The 14,600-nt window shown below is 51.3% G+C and carries 8 protein-coding genes and 1 pseudogene; 3 read left to right on the top strand and 6 right to left on the bottom strand.

Annotation, left to right across the window (positions count from 1 at the left end; genetic code table 11):
• Positions 1–246: 246 nt before the first annotated feature.
• Positions 247–573: a hypothetical protein gene (locus AC09SL_RS26835; protein ID WP_058543814.1), complete on the bottom strand. Its 327-nt coding sequence runs from the start codon at positions 571–573 to the stop codon at positions 247–249.
• Between the two features lie 348 nt (positions 574–921).
• The gene (locus AC09SL_RS26830) at positions 922–1,785 is read right to left on the bottom strand and encodes an integrase domain-containing protein (protein WP_058543813.1); all 864 of its coding nucleotides are present in this window, start codon (positions 1,783–1,785) and stop codon (positions 922–924) included.
• A gap of 1,235 nt (positions 1,786–3,020) precedes the next feature.
• Here AC09SL_RS26830 and AC09SL_RS26825 point away from each other — a divergent pair.
• From AC09SL_RS26825 to AC09SL_RS26815, 3 genes are all read left to right on the top strand, one after another.
• Positions 3,021–4,847, top strand: a complete 1,827-nt coding sequence (locus tag AC09SL_RS26825) for an ATP-binding protein (protein WP_058543812.1) — start codon at positions 3,021–3,023, stop codon at positions 4,845–4,847.
• A gap of 380 nt (positions 4,848–5,227) precedes the next feature.
• A complete protein-coding gene (locus tag AC09SL_RS26820; protein ID WP_155742109.1) occupies positions 5,228–8,623 on the top strand; it encodes an NACHT domain-containing protein in 3,396 nt (1,131 codons plus the stop codon).
• An 845-nt stretch (positions 8,624–9,468) separates the two neighbouring features.
• Positions 9,469–10,242 (top strand): hypothetical protein, encoded by a 774-nt coding sequence (locus tag AC09SL_RS26815; RefSeq protein ID WP_058543811.1) that lies wholly within the window; start codon positions 9,469–9,471, stop codon positions 10,240–10,242.
• 339 nt (positions 10,243–10,581) lie between these two features.
• Here AC09SL_RS26815 and AC09SL_RS26810 read toward each other — a convergent pair.
• From AC09SL_RS26810 to AC09SL_RS26795, 4 genes and pseudogenes are all read right to left on the bottom strand, one after another.
• Positions 10,582–11,201, bottom strand: a pseudogene (locus AC09SL_RS26810) (transposase family protein); the annotation flags it as partial.
• A gap of 358 nt (positions 11,202–11,559) precedes the next feature.
• Positions 11,560–12,411, bottom strand: a complete 852-nt coding sequence (locus AC09SL_RS26805) for a TIR domain-containing protein (protein ID WP_058543810.1) — start codon at positions 12,409–12,411, stop codon at positions 11,560–11,562.
• Positions 12,412–12,855: 444 nt separating this feature from the next.
• Positions 12,856–13,101: a hypothetical protein gene (locus AC09SL_RS26800; protein ID WP_058543809.1), complete on the bottom strand. Its 246-nt coding sequence runs from the start codon at positions 13,099–13,101 to the stop codon at positions 12,856–12,858.
• Positions 13,102–13,408: 307 nt separating this feature from the next.
• Complete coding sequence (locus tag AC09SL_RS26795) at positions 13,409–14,554, bottom strand: STY4528 family pathogenicity island replication protein (RefSeq protein ID WP_058543808.1); 1,146 nt, start codon at positions 14,552–14,554, stop codon at positions 13,409–13,411.
• Positions 14,555–14,600 lie beyond the last annotated feature (46 nt).

The raw sequence follows: 14,600 nt of genomic DNA, 5'->3' as shown, positions 1-14,600 counted from the left end.
TACTCAACGGCAGGAGAAGCTCTTAAAGAATTGGTAGATAACGCATGGGATGCGGATGCAGGAGAGGTGGGACGTACATCAAAAAAGCGGCGTCCGATCAAAGGCAGGGAAGGGGGCGGAAAATTTGCTGGGTTGATGTCCGCTGTGGGAGTAACGCTCGCTGCCTTGCCCGTTGCCAAGAACCGCGAAAAAAATCACCTGTCGAAGGACAGGTGATTTTCGTGGTTTCAGTGATCGCTAAGAAAACTATAAGAAGACTTTCATCGCCCCGATCAAGATGCCGATCGTCACGGCGAGCATGGAAGCCATACGAATGGACAGCTTGAGGTCAGATTTAGCAATCTCTGCAGTCAGCCGATGATTAGTATTAGCGATCTCAGCAGTCGCCTTGCCGATTTCAGCAGTTGTTCTACCGATCTCGGCAGTTAACCGCTGGTCAAGGTTTGTGAGATCACTTTTCGTAGCGAGTAGTGTGAGCATGTCAGATTCCAATGCTTGGATAACAGCTTCGGCTTTGAGCTCAGGTACGTCGATTGCGCGCAGTGCCTGATACATCGCCAGTTCCATTTTCATTAAGGCCTCCTAAAACAAAAAAAGGCCTTCCCCACGACGGGAAAGGCCCGTCGTGGGTGGGAAAGTCATGCTTCCATCGACATTCAAGTCGACTGTCCGCGCTGCCGGAAGCTATGCGGTCATATGATGGATCCTGCGGAGAACCGCAGCGCCGTCTCGAAGATCCTGGCGGCTGGGGTGCTGAACGAATCAGCTAAATGCATAGCAAAAATGCCTCTGAGGCCTTTTGCTGTCAATCTGGTAATCGGTTTCCGACTGTTTCCTAATGTTGGGTGAGGCTTCTCACTGCCTGTGGTCACCACCACCTTCAGATTCGGATTGTTGAGGATCGACCTCGAACGCCCTGAATTATCGGCCAAGGTATGTCGCAGTAATTTGTGTTCTCTCATGCCCAAGTTCCCGGCTGATAATTTGTCGAGCGATACTGTCTTGAGAGCGCCGCACTGGGCTCAATTCTCTGGAAGAGATTCCTCCTGCCGCCGGTGCCTTCCACCCTGTCAAAGCTGCGTAACGGCTTTGTGCGTAATGATGGCGTAGCCCATGCATGTGGCTCAGGCCTGCTGCCTTGCACTGACCGTCGTAAGTGTTTCTCTGCTGGATATACGTTTTCTGAGCCGGGATTAATGAGCCGGTTCCCGCTAGACGATGCGCCGCGTTCAATACCTCGCGCTGTAGCGAAGTGGTGACCGGCACAGAGCGATCACGTCCACCCTTCGTCCACGAGCCCTTGAGGAGAATGTGATCTCCTTGATCCGCATACTTGGGTTGAAACTTAATCGCTTCCTCACGGCGTAGTCCAAACGCCGACTGAAGCTGGAGGCTCATGTGCACATGAGCGTCGGTGATCTTGCCAAGGCCTGTTCCCAGTTCCTGGGCTTTGCTGACGTTAGTGACGAAGCGTCGGTCGGCCACTCCCAGTTGCGTGTTGTCCGCGGGGAGAATGCCAGCCTTGCCGATTTTTTCAGCCCACCATCGAAGGTGCGCAAGCCGATTTTTAATGGTGCCAGGTGACAGGCCTTCTCCTTGCCAGCGATCCAGCAGTGCCAGTACGTGTTTGCCCTTGAGCGAGGGCGCTTTCATCTGCCGGAAACCAGACTCGTGCAGTTGGCGGGCGATCAGTCCCAGTGAGCGGATACGGTCGGCTTGAGTGTTGTGACTGCCATCGCGATTGCGTCGGCAAAGTTGCCGCAGGGTGTAGGTCAAATCGTCCATATACCATCCACGCTCACAGGCTTTGACTGTGTTGTTGTCCTGTCCTGAAATCATTGGTAAGTGTTGGTGCCAACTCGCTAGGCGAGATCCCCGAAGGGCAGGGGCATGGTGTTCAGGAAACACCGGTGTCTCGACTGAGACGTCCGTCTTTCTTCCTGCTGGAAGGCCGGACGGAGATGGAGATGGAGCCGGATGAACGAGTTTTTAGCGTCGATGAGAACTCCAAAGAAATGGGTGGGATAGTTAAATGGGAGCAGTCGCGTTGTACAAAGGACCGCTGCCAAGGACGATGCAGTAGCGGAACATCATGGAATAAATCCGATAGAACAAAAGTGGCTCCGCCCCATCGGGTATGGGTCGGTATGCTTTTGGAGCCTTGCTTACCTGGCTAACTCCATCCTGCTGGATCAGCGCTTGCAGGAGTCTTGCGCTGCTGGGATGACGACTTTCGAACCTGTCGTCTTAGGTTTTGCTGGGCCAGTGTATGGGGGCATCATCATGTATGCCGCACTCTTTAGGGTTCAGGATTTGCCCGTGATGTTGGGGCGTCGGCTAGGCCGTCACTGCGGATTGCAGTGACGGCCCGGCTCATGACTTGCGCGATGCCGGGCAAAAACTGGTTTTGCGGCAGGTGCATATTTATCAATCACCTGGGGTACTGACGCGACCTTCGGCCTTGTCGGCTCCCTGCGCAGGTGCGGCATGGTCCCCATGCCACGCCTGCGCAGGGAGCTTGTGTGAAAAGCGGAGCAGGGAACTACATCGTCCATGCTCGCCATGTGAGCGGGACAGTATCTCGTTCGTCACCGAACCGTCTCGACTATGTCGGGTCGCTGGTCCAACGCGCGGTTCACCACCAAGTCGCGCAGATTGATGACCTGCGCAATGCCCCGCGAGGTGTTGCGACTGGTGCCTTCCAATGGACCCACCGGATCAAACGCGTGATATTAGCCAATGCCAGCGGCTCGCAGGCTCGGGGGAGCAAGTCGGTGACGTTGGTATCCGGGTAGACAGAGAGCTTTCTGTCGGAGGTCTGACGCGATTGATAATTGGCAGCCGCAATGGGGCGGTTACGATCCATTGCCGACATGGACAGTTGCAGCCTCATGCGGCGGGCTGGCGTTCCTGCCCACCTAGGCGACTTCGCACCATCGTTCATCCCTGTTGCTCCACCAGTTTCCCCAAGGCATCATCGACGCATAGCCGATCTGGCTGACGTTCAGTGGAGCGACAACATGCGCTTGGAAGCAGTCAGCATTATCAACTTCCGATGCTACGGGGAAGAAGTTCGGGTCGTATTCGACGATTTGACGACCTTTGTGGGGCGGAACGACATCGGCAAATCGACCATCTTGGAAGCCTTGGAAATCTTCTTCAATGGGGATCTTGTTTCCATGGAGCAAGGCGATGCACATGTTCACAACGCTGACAAAACTGTCTCAATCACCTGCGAGTTTTCGGAGCTTCCGCCCACGCTGACTCTGGATGCGGGAGCGGAAACTACCTTGGCTGACGAGTACCTGTTGACCAAGGAAGGGCGGTTGAGGATTCGGAAAACCTTCGATTGCACTAGCAAGAAGCCGACCGCAGAGGTCCTGGTCATCGCCAACCATCCCACCGCTGCCTCCTGCAGCAATTTGTTGGAGCTTAAAGAGAAAGAACTTCAGAAAAGAGTCAAAGACCTCGGAATTGAAGTCGCTCTGAAGGGCAACCCCGGGATGCGACACGCCATCTGGGCCGCCAACGACGACCTGCAGCTTCAAGAACTCGCAATTCCCGTGGGCAAGCCCAAGGAAGATGTAAAGCGGATCTGGGAGCAGATCGAGCTGCACCTGCCCATGTTTGCGCTGTTCCAAAGCGATCGAAGTAGTCGTGATTCCGATGACGAGGTCCAGAGCCCCATGAAGGCCGCTGTGGCCGCAGCGATAGCGGAGGTCCAGGGGGACATTGAGCGTATTCAGGCTAAGGTGCGTGAGAAGGCGGAAGAGATTGCGCGGAACACGCATGCCGCGCTGGCTACGATCGATCCGAACCTTGCCAGTGAGCTGACGCCCGAGTTCAGCCCGCCCACCGCGGCAAAATGGCAGGGGCTATTCTCCCTTGGCTTGAACACTGAAGATGGTATTCCCTTGAATAAGCGGGGCAGCGGCGTACGGCGATTGGTTTTAGTGAGTTTCTTCAAGGCTGAGGCGGAGCGTCGCCTTAAAACCAGCGCCAAGCGCAGCATCATCTATGCTGTAGAGGAGCCGGAAACAGCGCAGCACCCCAAAAATCAGCGCATCCTTATCGACTCATTCAAGGCTCTGTCAGAAGACTCAGGTTGCCAAGTGCTTCTGACCACCCACAGCCCCGGTTTCGCCTCCTCGCTGCCTCAGGAGAGCATTCGCTACGTATCGCGCCATGTCGAGACTAAGAAGGCCCAAATCCAATCAGGGGTCGATGCGTTCGGCCAAGTTGCGGAAGCGCTTGGCGTGACCCCGGACAGCCGTGTTCAAGTATTGGTGTGTGTCGAGGGGCCTACCGACGTCTTGGCGTTGAAAGCTCTGTCCAGTGCATTACACCAAGCCGATGCAACGCTGCCAAACCTAACATCTGATGAGCGCCTAGCTTTCGTTGTCCTCGGCGGTGGCACGCTGGAGCATTGGGTCAACCAGCACTACTTGCGCGGCCTCAACAAGCGTGAGGTGCACATTTACGACGGGGACGTGCCTGAATATGCGGAATCTGCAAGAAAGGTGAACGAGCGGGGAAACGGCTCGTGGGCAGTTGTCACTACCAAGCACGAGATCGAAAGCTATCTTCATAAGGACGCTATCTCGATGGCGTTTGGCTTCGATATCGAGGTCACCGACCATCCGGTGGAGGGCAAAGCGACACCCAAGGTCTTTGGTGAAGCATTTGTAGCTCACTCTGGTAATGGAAAGCCCCTCAAAGATTCCAATGCGAAAAGGAAGCTTGCTCAACAGGCCTTCCCGTATATGACAGCGGCAATGCTAGATGAGCGAGATCCGAACGGGGAAGTTCGAGGCTGGTTTCGTCGGTTGGGCGACATGCTAGCGTAGCCATCAGATCCAGCTACTGGAGCGCATTGTGGACGTGAAACTCGAATTGCCACTCTCGTGTTCAATTGAGCCGAGCCAGAATGGCACTGAATAAATATGTAATTTGAAATCAGACTAGAAAAATGTCAAACGGATCAGATACTACCTCTAACCAAGCCCCATATTACGAGGGACTAGGTTTTCCTGTTGACCGTCTAAATTCGGAAAGTTTCGAAAATTTTGTTTTTGGTTGCCTCTTAAGCATTCAGGACGTCCTTGGACTGAAAATCATTGGCAAACCCTCTGGTTCTGGGGACGGCGGATTTGATGTTCAAGGGGAGATTGTGGCTACTGGTCGTCTTGTGTGCGTTCAATGCAAGCGACAAGGCCAGCCTCTGGACATGGGACAGTTGGTAAAGGAACTTGCCAAGGTCGCGGCTACATCTGCGCTGGAAGGCTCAGATATTGGGGAGCACCGATTCATTTGCACAGGAGGTGTACGCAATAAAGTGATTAGGGCATTGAGGGCCGTCTCACGAGAGGAGATCGCCGAAGAAGTTGGGAGTGTTTTGCAAAACGCCACTGCAGGAGAACTCCTATCCTTGCGAGTTAAGTTAGAGCAGCGAGGGAAGACGCCTCGAGCTATCGCGGAATCGTATGTACTTAAGCTTGATCGCCTCATAGCCTGGGATCTTAAAGAATTCGACGCTGCGTTGTCTCCCCGTTGGGAGGCGGTATTAGAAGTAGCACAGCGTTACTTCCAAATAGCGACAGTAGTAAGGGATAACCCTCGTGCAAAGTTTAATCGCTTGGCCTACATTGCCGAATATCGTGATTTCAACACAGCCATCGAGCCTCGCTTTGTTGCCGCTGATTTGCCTACGGGGATCTCCATAACTACGGCAGCGAATTTCAATACGAGTCAAAATACAGAGCTAAGAAGTTTTGATGATATTGATAGCTTTCTTCAGCTTGACGTTGGTGATCTTGCGCTTATAGTAGGGCAAGGGGGAAGTGGTAAATCTACCTCTTTGGCTCTAATACGCGCCAGAGCATTGCAAATAAGTCCGGAATATTTTTTGCCTGTTTTGATTTCTTTGGCGACATATACTCCAGGCTCTCTTGAGGTGCTAATCAATCAGGAACTCAATACGGATTACGGAACTTGGCGCTTGCTACCAGATAAGGTGCTACTGCTTTGTGATGGGTTAAATGAGTGCTCTCATCTCAATACGACTACATTCCTTGGAGAGTTATCTCTCCTACTTAGACGCAAGCGTATTGCTTGCATTCTTTCGTCTCGCGAGCCAAATAGGCTGAGCAATATTATTCTTCCACAACCCCCGCTGGGGTGTGTAGCGGTTCAGAATATAACGCCTATCGTTGTTCGGAAGATCGCAGAAAGTGAGCTTGATCAGCACTCCGTCGGCATCTTCACGAGGAACTATATTCAATTGGCCGATAATGCTGGGTCATCACTTCTTTGGACCCCCTTTGCAGTTAAAGTCGCCTTGCGAGTTTGGAGTGTTAAGTCAGAAGTTCCTAATACTTTAGGTGAGATGATTGAGGTGCTGCTCCAATCACGGTCGATCCGCAACGCAGACATTCCGCAACCAGAGATTCACTCCACAGTTCTTCTCCAACTTGCAAGTGCGCTAGCGTTTCAGTGCATGTTTGTCAATAAACGCATCGAGTTTCCCCTAAGCGAAGCTGGGAGGTGGATTCGTGAATCAAAAAAACACTGCAGTGATGCACTTGGAATAGAAGAACTTAGAGACAGGGAAATAGTTGAGCTTCTGGTAAGTCATGAGCTACTTTGCATCTCTGAAAGAGGGTATATCGGCTTTGGACACCAACTACTTGCAGGTAGCCTTGCTGCCACACTGCTGGCGGAAACATGGCTAAATCATCTAGATTCTTTGCGTGAATCGGTGACAGACGACGCTTGGGTGTTTGCTGCAAGATTAGTTTCAACAAAACACATGCAAAATTACCTTAGAACTGTCCTTAATGTTGATTTGATTTTAGGCGCTCGAGTTGCTAGAGAACTTCCGAGTGATCTACAAGATATCGCTGCAGAAATGCTGAGTCGATCAATAGCTCCAGAGGTTTCTGAGATAATTAGGCTTCAAGGCCTGTATGCGCTTGCCCGACTTGGTACTCCTAGAGCGGTGGCACAATTGAGAGATGCTACGAACGAGGCCGACCGCCAGATTAGCTATTCAGCCTTTCGAGCGCTCGCCTCTACAGGAGATGTAATTTATCTCCGAGGTTTGCTTCCTGAAATTGATAGGCTCAAATCACTTCCCATGAAATTTTCGGGTGGAAAATCAGACATTTGGAAGATGGCCCCCTTATCAGTGCGAATCAACCTTGCAAGAGAAAGGCTATCCCGATGCGGCGCAGGGGAGCCAGTGGGTGAGTCGCTACTTCTTCTTGCCCACGAGAAAGACCCCAGTGATATATCGGTCATTAAACTACATCTACAAGCTGCTCCTGACTTGATAGCTTTTCAGATTGGGTTATATGCGCTTCATTCTATTTCTCCTTCGCAAGCAAAGGAGATTTTTGATGAGGTACTCTTTGAGCACGTAGAACCACACGACAAGGCTAAACTAATAAGAGTTGCCAGTGGAATTGGCGTAGATATTGACATGCACTTGGCCTTTGAATGTGCCATGACCGAGGTAACGCCGGAGGAACCGAATGATAGTTCTGAACTCTATCTACAAAAACTTATAGCAGATGTGTTAAAGAATTCGGAATTACCACACGATCTAGTACCTATGATTGAGCGGGACTTACCCGGCGCTACGGGGGCGAGGAAGGCCCGGTTGTGGCAAGTGGCTCATCGATGTGAGAGCCCTACAATTTCCCGTTATGCATTATCTTGTATTGAACAATGGACCTCGGATCGAGGCTATGCTTGTAACTATTTCAGTGAGATCCTGCACTCCGCCCTTACCCCGAAGCAGGTACTACTGAGTTTGTGCGAAAGAGGACTGTCAGAGAAAGAGAACGCGTACGACTGGACTACAACCAGAGTATTCGCTCTAGTGGCATTGCTTGGCTTTACAACTAGAACGGCTACAAGCCTTTCAATAATGATAAAGCGACTGGCAAGAATTCGTATTGCAGTAGAGAGCAACGACCACTCAGGCCTTTCAACTGAAGATCTCCATGCATTTAACTCCATAAAGTCAGATCATATGCTTATTCATCTAGGAGGGCTTGCTACAACGCTAATCCCTGCTGCTGCAAAGGCGCGCCACCTACTATCATCTGACGACTTGCTTCTCTTACTACCTTTTCATACAAACGGAAATGACGGCTTAATTGAGCTCCAGCGCGAGATGATATGTGATGTAGATGATATTCATATCGATAATGTGCTGGCAAGTATCAGAGACAAGTGGTCGCGCCTTTCAGCGCTGTTGATTGTAAGCAATCGCAAGCCAACCGACATTCGCATAAAACTTATTGAGCAAGAATTACGAGCTTCCTATGCCCATCCATCAGTACTGCATATTCTCTGCCGGGCAATCAAAAATTGCTGGTGTGAGGATGTTCTTGAGATGATTCTGAATACGATTGCATCCATCCCAATATGGCGCGAACAGGATGCTCAATTTTTCTGGGATTTTGTTCGAATGGTCGCCGAACGTCTCCATGTCGAGGATCTTCCTGCTATCGAATCCACAGCGTTGTCTGCCAGAACTCCATTTGCGGTAAAAATTATCAACATATGGAAAGAGCATGCTTCGGAAGAGAAAATAGGATTGGCTAGGCTTGATTAGCCCTTGAGCTCCAGGTTTGGTTTTCTGAAGCACGAATTCCTGCGATCCGACAGCTTACTGTTTCTGTACTCGCGCCGAATCGCCGAAGATGTGTGCACGAAGGGGCGCCCATCGTAAGCGTCCGGGCATCTCGTTTGCGTACCGAAGGCATTCGGGTGTCAGGTTTCCGCTATCGGAAACTGGGCTGCTACTCACCTCAAGCAAATGTTCCGTTGGCCAAGTCCAGGCATAAGTAGACCTTCGGATTATCAAGGTAATCCTTGTTCCTGATGAGAGGTTGAGATAAGTACTTCTGGAGCCGCTTTGTGATGTCATGAAAACGCGATATTAGCGAGCCATGGGGGCCGCTCCGCTCGGGTGAGACGGCGAGCGCCACGGGAGTCTAGTCCAAGCGATCGCTACCGTCAGATGCAGCCTGATCGGTAAGGGACTGATCTGGACTAGGGCATAGTGGAGTCGCTTTCACAAGGTTTTTTGACGAGTTCCTGACGTGGATCATGTCGAGGTCCGACCACTTTTGAGGAGGTGGGGTTAACGAAGCGACTAATGGCCTATGGGCATCTCTCGGCCAGATGCGGACGTTTGGAGCATAGAAAATTGATCCGTCTCCATTTCTCGGGAGTGGTTGCCGATGTGGAAATGAGCGCGAATTCTGAGATGCTGTCGAACAACTGGGAACCGGTTAGTAGGTGTGATTCTCGTTGCTCACCTTTGACCGATTAGCGCTATTGTATCTCCTCAAGATGTTCACCTCTCCGTCGATAAAGACACAAACGCTAGTTTAATTCGTGACTCCAGTTTGGACGAGCGTCGGACATATTTTTCGGTTTCAAGAGGATCTTGTCATGTTTGATCAGTTACTTGCGATGGTTAATCTCGGAGAGAAGCTACCGGAGGCTGTTGGCTGGAAGTTTATTGGCCCCTATGGGTTTTCTCTTCCCGAGGAGCTTTTGGAAGCAATTAGCGATAAGCAGGCGAAAATCGATAGCACCCTCACCGGCTCTGCGTTGGTCGTGTACAACTACTCAGGAGTTTCGAAGGCTGAAATACGGGTTCTGTACAGTGGTAGCTTTAAGTTCAGACCCAAAGTCTCCTATGGGCGCCGCAATGTCCCTGTGAAATGGGAGCACGATAGCGAGAACAATGAATTCGTATTTTATGATACCCCTCCCAACGAGAGCATCGAAATAGAGCTGTTTAATGTCTATAAGGATTTTTCCGTGGACCAAGTTCTCGTTGACGGAAAATTGATTACGAAATTCATGAGCAAGAGGGCGTTGGCCAAGGCGTATCCCGATCTGTCTTCCAAGATATTGCTTATCAGCCTACCAATTCTTTTCACAGTGACTATCGCGATGACCGCTTACACCAGCTATACCGCTTACAAGCAGAGTCAAGATAACAAGCTAGTCAGCGAAGCCTTTGCTGGTTTCTCCGGGTGCGCGCTCTCCGTATATGACAACCCACCAGGTGAGAAAAGCAGGGAGGTACTCGCCAGAAAAATCAAAAAACTGGAACCTTGGATGAAGCAGGTGCTGCTTGCAAAGAACAAGGTCTCTTCGGAAACTGATCTTTACGACCTTGACCATGTAATAATTTGCAGTCCAGACGCTGTGTAAGGTGAGAGTCGCGTCACTCACTCTATGGCGGATGTGCTCTCAGAGAAAAGGGGACGGATCCTGAGGGATCCCCCAAAAATCTACTCCAATGCCTGTGCCTGTTGATGTAGTTCTGCTCGCAAAGCGTGCTCAAACCTCTCCAACGTGCTTCGAGAATTTGAGCCGCGTCCGCTGCGCCAGTATTCCAAGCCCAGCCGCCACAGCGATAGCACTCGTCGGCGTGTAAGACTATTGCTTGAAAGCGACGCTCGTGACACGCCTCGCGGGCCTGCAACCCAGTTAAACAAACGATGTATTAGCCAGAGCCGATTCAACAAAAGCACTTCGATTCGGTGTGGGCAGTGGCTTCGGTGAAAACGATGCCAGAGCGTAGAGGGTTTTAACTGGCAGCCATGTGTCTGACCCATTTCGGTAGAGATCCCAGTTACGCACGCGTCCACGTAATACCAGCCTTGCGCCTCGACGGCTTTGATTCATGGCCGGCGGAAACCTGCATCAGCCACAAGGATCGGAACGCAGTCTTTGGGGAGCATTTCGGCCAGCGCTTGTAGCAATCGCCGTTGATATTTCGGACAACCCTCGCGCTCATCAACGCTTTCGTAGATCGGGGATGGCAGCGCGCAACAAAAAGAACCCTCCAGCCGCCTCAATGGGTAACCAATCGACCAAGATCAACGAATGCTTCAGCGAACCCTACAAGGCTCGCAGCATGACACAGTAGAACAGCGGGTGAGCGGGTGCTCGGTTTGCAGATGCTGATTATCCAGCAACCGATCTACTCGTTTGATGGTGTGTTTGGGATAGGCTTTGCTCGGCAACAATTGACCAAGCCCCGCCAGAGCGAGCCTACGTCCTCGGAGTAATCCACTGACACAACACATCAACGTCTTCGGACGACGAGAATGAACACCGGGAAGTGCTTGGGCGAGCGCGCTGTGTAAGAGTCGGATGGCCTGTATGGGGCGGGATATTGTTTTGTGTGGTGCAACACAAGCTTCCGACTCATGCAGGTCTCTTAAATATTCCAACTTCTTGGTTTTGCATAAGAAAGTTTGGGGTTCCTTAGGGGTTGCCCCCAATTTTACCGATTTTATTGTTCAGTTTTGATGGTTCTAAGGCTTGCGTATATCGAATGTATGAGTTCGACAGGTCCATATTCGCGTTTGGCGAGGCAATAAGATTTTTTATCGATACAGTCGTTCACCTCCCGAGAAGAATAAATCAGGGGCTAAAGAAAGAGAAAGAGGATGAGTGGCTGCCTGGAAATACAACTGCCTCCATATCACCTCCTAGTCGGTTGCTATGGAGTGGTGTTCCCTAGAATGGTATATCATCATCAAACGAATCAAAGTCTGTTGCTGGACTTACAATATCCTTCTTTGTCGGTTTTGGTTTTTTTGCCGCTTTGACTTCTGTTTCATTTGCTAGGATATAATCTAGCCCGTCAGGCGTCACGGAATATGTGTAATACTCGTATCTTTCATCAGCATATATAGACTTCTGGATAAGCCCTAGACGCTCCAGTTTGATGACCGCGATAGAGTAAAAATCATTCAATTTAGAGTCATTGAATAGTTCGCCCGACATAACTCCCTCGACATTATGTAGGCCTTTTTCAAATATTTCTAATAACAGGCGCAACTCTATTGTTCCGACCTTGTAGTCAAATCCTGTTTTCTTTGTGCGAGCTTTGATAATAGTAACATCGTCCGAAGCCAAGCCAAGTCGTAGAATCTCTTTTTTAACCTTATTACATGGGGCATTTACTGCTTGTGTTAGGTCATTATCTGAACGGTTTCCCTCGAAGTCAGCTGGTGTTAACCCCAGCAGGTCCGTAGGAAAATGAAGAACAATGCCACGAGGCTTAATGATGAAGCATCGTTCCTTTGATAGGCTGCCTATAAAAAGCCCTAACTCGAAAAGCACATTGTCCCTGACTACAATGTGGCTCTGCTCCCGGATAGTTGAAACGTCATCCGGAGTGAACACAAAAATAGCAAAGTCCACCGTTCGAGATTTTTCCATCAAGCTATCTATTGTATAGCTAGACAGCTCAAACCCATCCTTCCAGTGAACAATCTCGGCATCGTAGTCGAGGCTCTCATTGATAGCATTGGCTACATCGAGCCCCTCAACAGAAGACGCCAAAAATATCCGGGGTTTCCTCATCTCTACCGATCCTTGTCCGTGGTGAATTGAGCATTTATTTAGAATAGCGAAATGCCTCCATCTTCACCACTATGTTGAGAAAGCGCAGGAAATTGGGCTCTGCTCCCCCGGAGATAAACGGGTTATCTAATGATCATCATTGAATTTGCACCAGGGGCAATGCACCCCGACTGCTCTCCACCACTGACAGCCCGTACGGCTTGTACTGCGAGGCAGGCAAACTCCGCCCCAAAAAATCTGAACAGAACTGACTACTTTGGTCGGAAGCGGATCTGATGCGGACGTCCTCTATTGGTCGATAGGTACCCTTGGTCGAAGGTCTGTACCTAGTCTAACGCTAGCACCTAGAAAACAAGGCCTGCGCAATTCAGTGACTGGTCCCCAAGAAAAAACCACCTGCCCTAGAACAGGTGGCTCCTGGTACCAACGGAAAAGATGGTCTCGTTAACGAATAAACGCGACTGCGGCGAACAGAATCGCCACCGCGAGGAAAATCATCACGCCAATATTCATAGTAAGACTCACCTCAAGCTGAGATAACGCTGCCCGAAATTGTGCGATGTCGGAATCGGACTTAACTGCAGGAGATGGGTGCAGAGCAGGCTCCATGGCTTGGATTACTGTTTCGATTTTCGGCTCAGGCACGTTAATCGCTTTCAGTGCTTCATACATTGCCAGTCGAATTTTCATTAAGGCCTCCAAAAACAAAGAAAGGCCTGCCCCAGGACGGGGAAAGGCCCGTCGTGGGTGGGGTGGGAATATCGTGCTTCCATCGACACTCAAGTCGACTGTCCGCGCTGCCGGAAGCGATACGGTCATTGGCAGGATCCTGCGGAAAACCGCAGTGCCGTCTTGATGATCCTGACGGCCAGTATGCGCTTGTAAAAGTGCATCCGCGGACGTTTTGCTGTCAATCCAAAAACCGGCTATGGAGTGTTACCTGATGTTAGGTAAGAGCACCGGATATTCATGAGTTAAAGGCGTTGATCACGCATCCTTAGGCGGGGCACGGCTGCCACCCTTTGCTTTCCATCACCTGTGCAGCCAAGTCTCCAGCGTTCCTCGGACCGGCCAGGATTTTGCGCATGTTGGCAATGTGTGGCCGGCCAATTTCGCGCCATGCCGAGCGCTCTGGTGGCTTCTTGCAGACTTCTGTGTAAACGCGAAGTGCGGGCTGAATCGCGACTGGCTCGCCAGCCGGGTGCTGTTTTTTGCGGCCAGCCCACAAGCGAAACTCGCCGATCAACACACGCTTCACCAGGGCGAAGAAATAGGCGACGACATTGCGTACCGTGCCGCTTTGGCTACGTGCCTGTAGTTCGTCCAGCACGTCCTGGCGATGGTGTGACGGCAACCGTTTCAAGGCCGCCAGCACGTCTCTCTGCTGATCTGCTTTGGCACTGGCCAGGCATGGCGGCAATGCCTGGGGCGCTGATGGTGAATCGCTTTCCTCACGCGTATGCGCGCGGTACGTACGTTCTTTTTTATACAAATACGGCTTATACGTACGGTCTTGCTCTTGAGGTATCTGGCGGGTCTGTTTGGTCTGCTGCGTAACGGTCGATCTGTTTGCGGATGTTCGATTGACCGTTGGACGCTTCCGCGATGGCGCCGAGGGCGGTGGTTCATCGTCTTTGTTCCGTTGCTCCCGGATGGCAATGGGGAGATGTTCAGACGTGTTCTCAGAGGTCGCCAGAATGTGCTCGGCAAGATGCTTGATCTGTTTGTTCTCGTGGCCGATGCAGGTTGCCATAAGCTCCTCCAGGCTGTCGTCGAGAGCACAAGCTTCGTGGAAGCTTAGAGCGCGCTCATTGACCCGATACAACACGCTTTGAACATTGCCAGTCAGGAGATCGCAATGCTGCCCCACAAAGCTGATCCATCCTGTAAGTCGTAGCACCGCTAAAGCGCGCCAAGCCGTTGCAGCGCCAGCGCGCTGACCACAGGGAGTACAGGTGAGGTAACGGCGCAGTTGCCCCATGTTCACGAGCGGGCTGAGGCCATCTGCGGTGCGGAGCATGCGCAAGACCTGCCAGCCATTGCGCTCCAAGGGGGTGAGGCGTACGTCGAGCATTAGCGCGGTCAGGGTGGTGCACAGAGCATCTTGGTCTTGCGAGTTCTGGTAAGTGCGTTGGTCTGCCATGAGATGACTCCGAGGTATGGACCACGACGGCCCGTTCCCCTACATC

This window comes from Pseudomonas sp. PF05, from assembly GCF_056521845.1.
This window is presented reverse-complemented; position numbering and strand designations above follow the sequence as displayed.

Coding starts and splice junctions, on each gene's coding strand:
- AC09SL_RS26825 (WP_058543812.1), top strand. CDS start 3,021: ATGCGCTTGGAAGCAGTCAGCATTATCAACTTCCGATGCTACGGGGAA.
- AC09SL_RS26800 (WP_058543809.1), bottom strand. CDS start 13,101: ATGAAAATTCGACTGGCAATGTATGAAGCACTGAAAGCGATTAACGTG.
- AC09SL_RS26815 (WP_058543811.1), top strand. CDS start 9,469: ATGTTTGATCAGTTACTTGCGATGGTTAATCTCGGAGAGAAGCTACCG.
- AC09SL_RS26795 (WP_058543808.1), bottom strand. CDS start 14,554: ATGGCAGACCAACGCACTTACCAGAACTCGCAAGACCAAGATGCTCTG.
- AC09SL_RS26830 (WP_058543813.1), bottom strand. CDS start 1,785: ATGGACGATTTGACCTACACCCTGCGGCAACTTTGCCGACGCAATCGC.
- AC09SL_RS26820 (WP_155742109.1), top strand. CDS start 5,228: ATGGGACAGTTGGTAAAGGAACTTGCCAAGGTCGCGGCTACATCTGCG.
- AC09SL_RS26805 (WP_058543810.1), bottom strand. CDS start 12,411: ATGAGGAAACCCCGGATATTTTTGGCGTCTTCTGTTGAGGGGCTCGAT.
- AC09SL_RS26835 (WP_058543814.1), bottom strand. CDS start 573: ATGAAAATGGAACTGGCGATGTATCAGGCACTGCGCGCAATCGACGTA.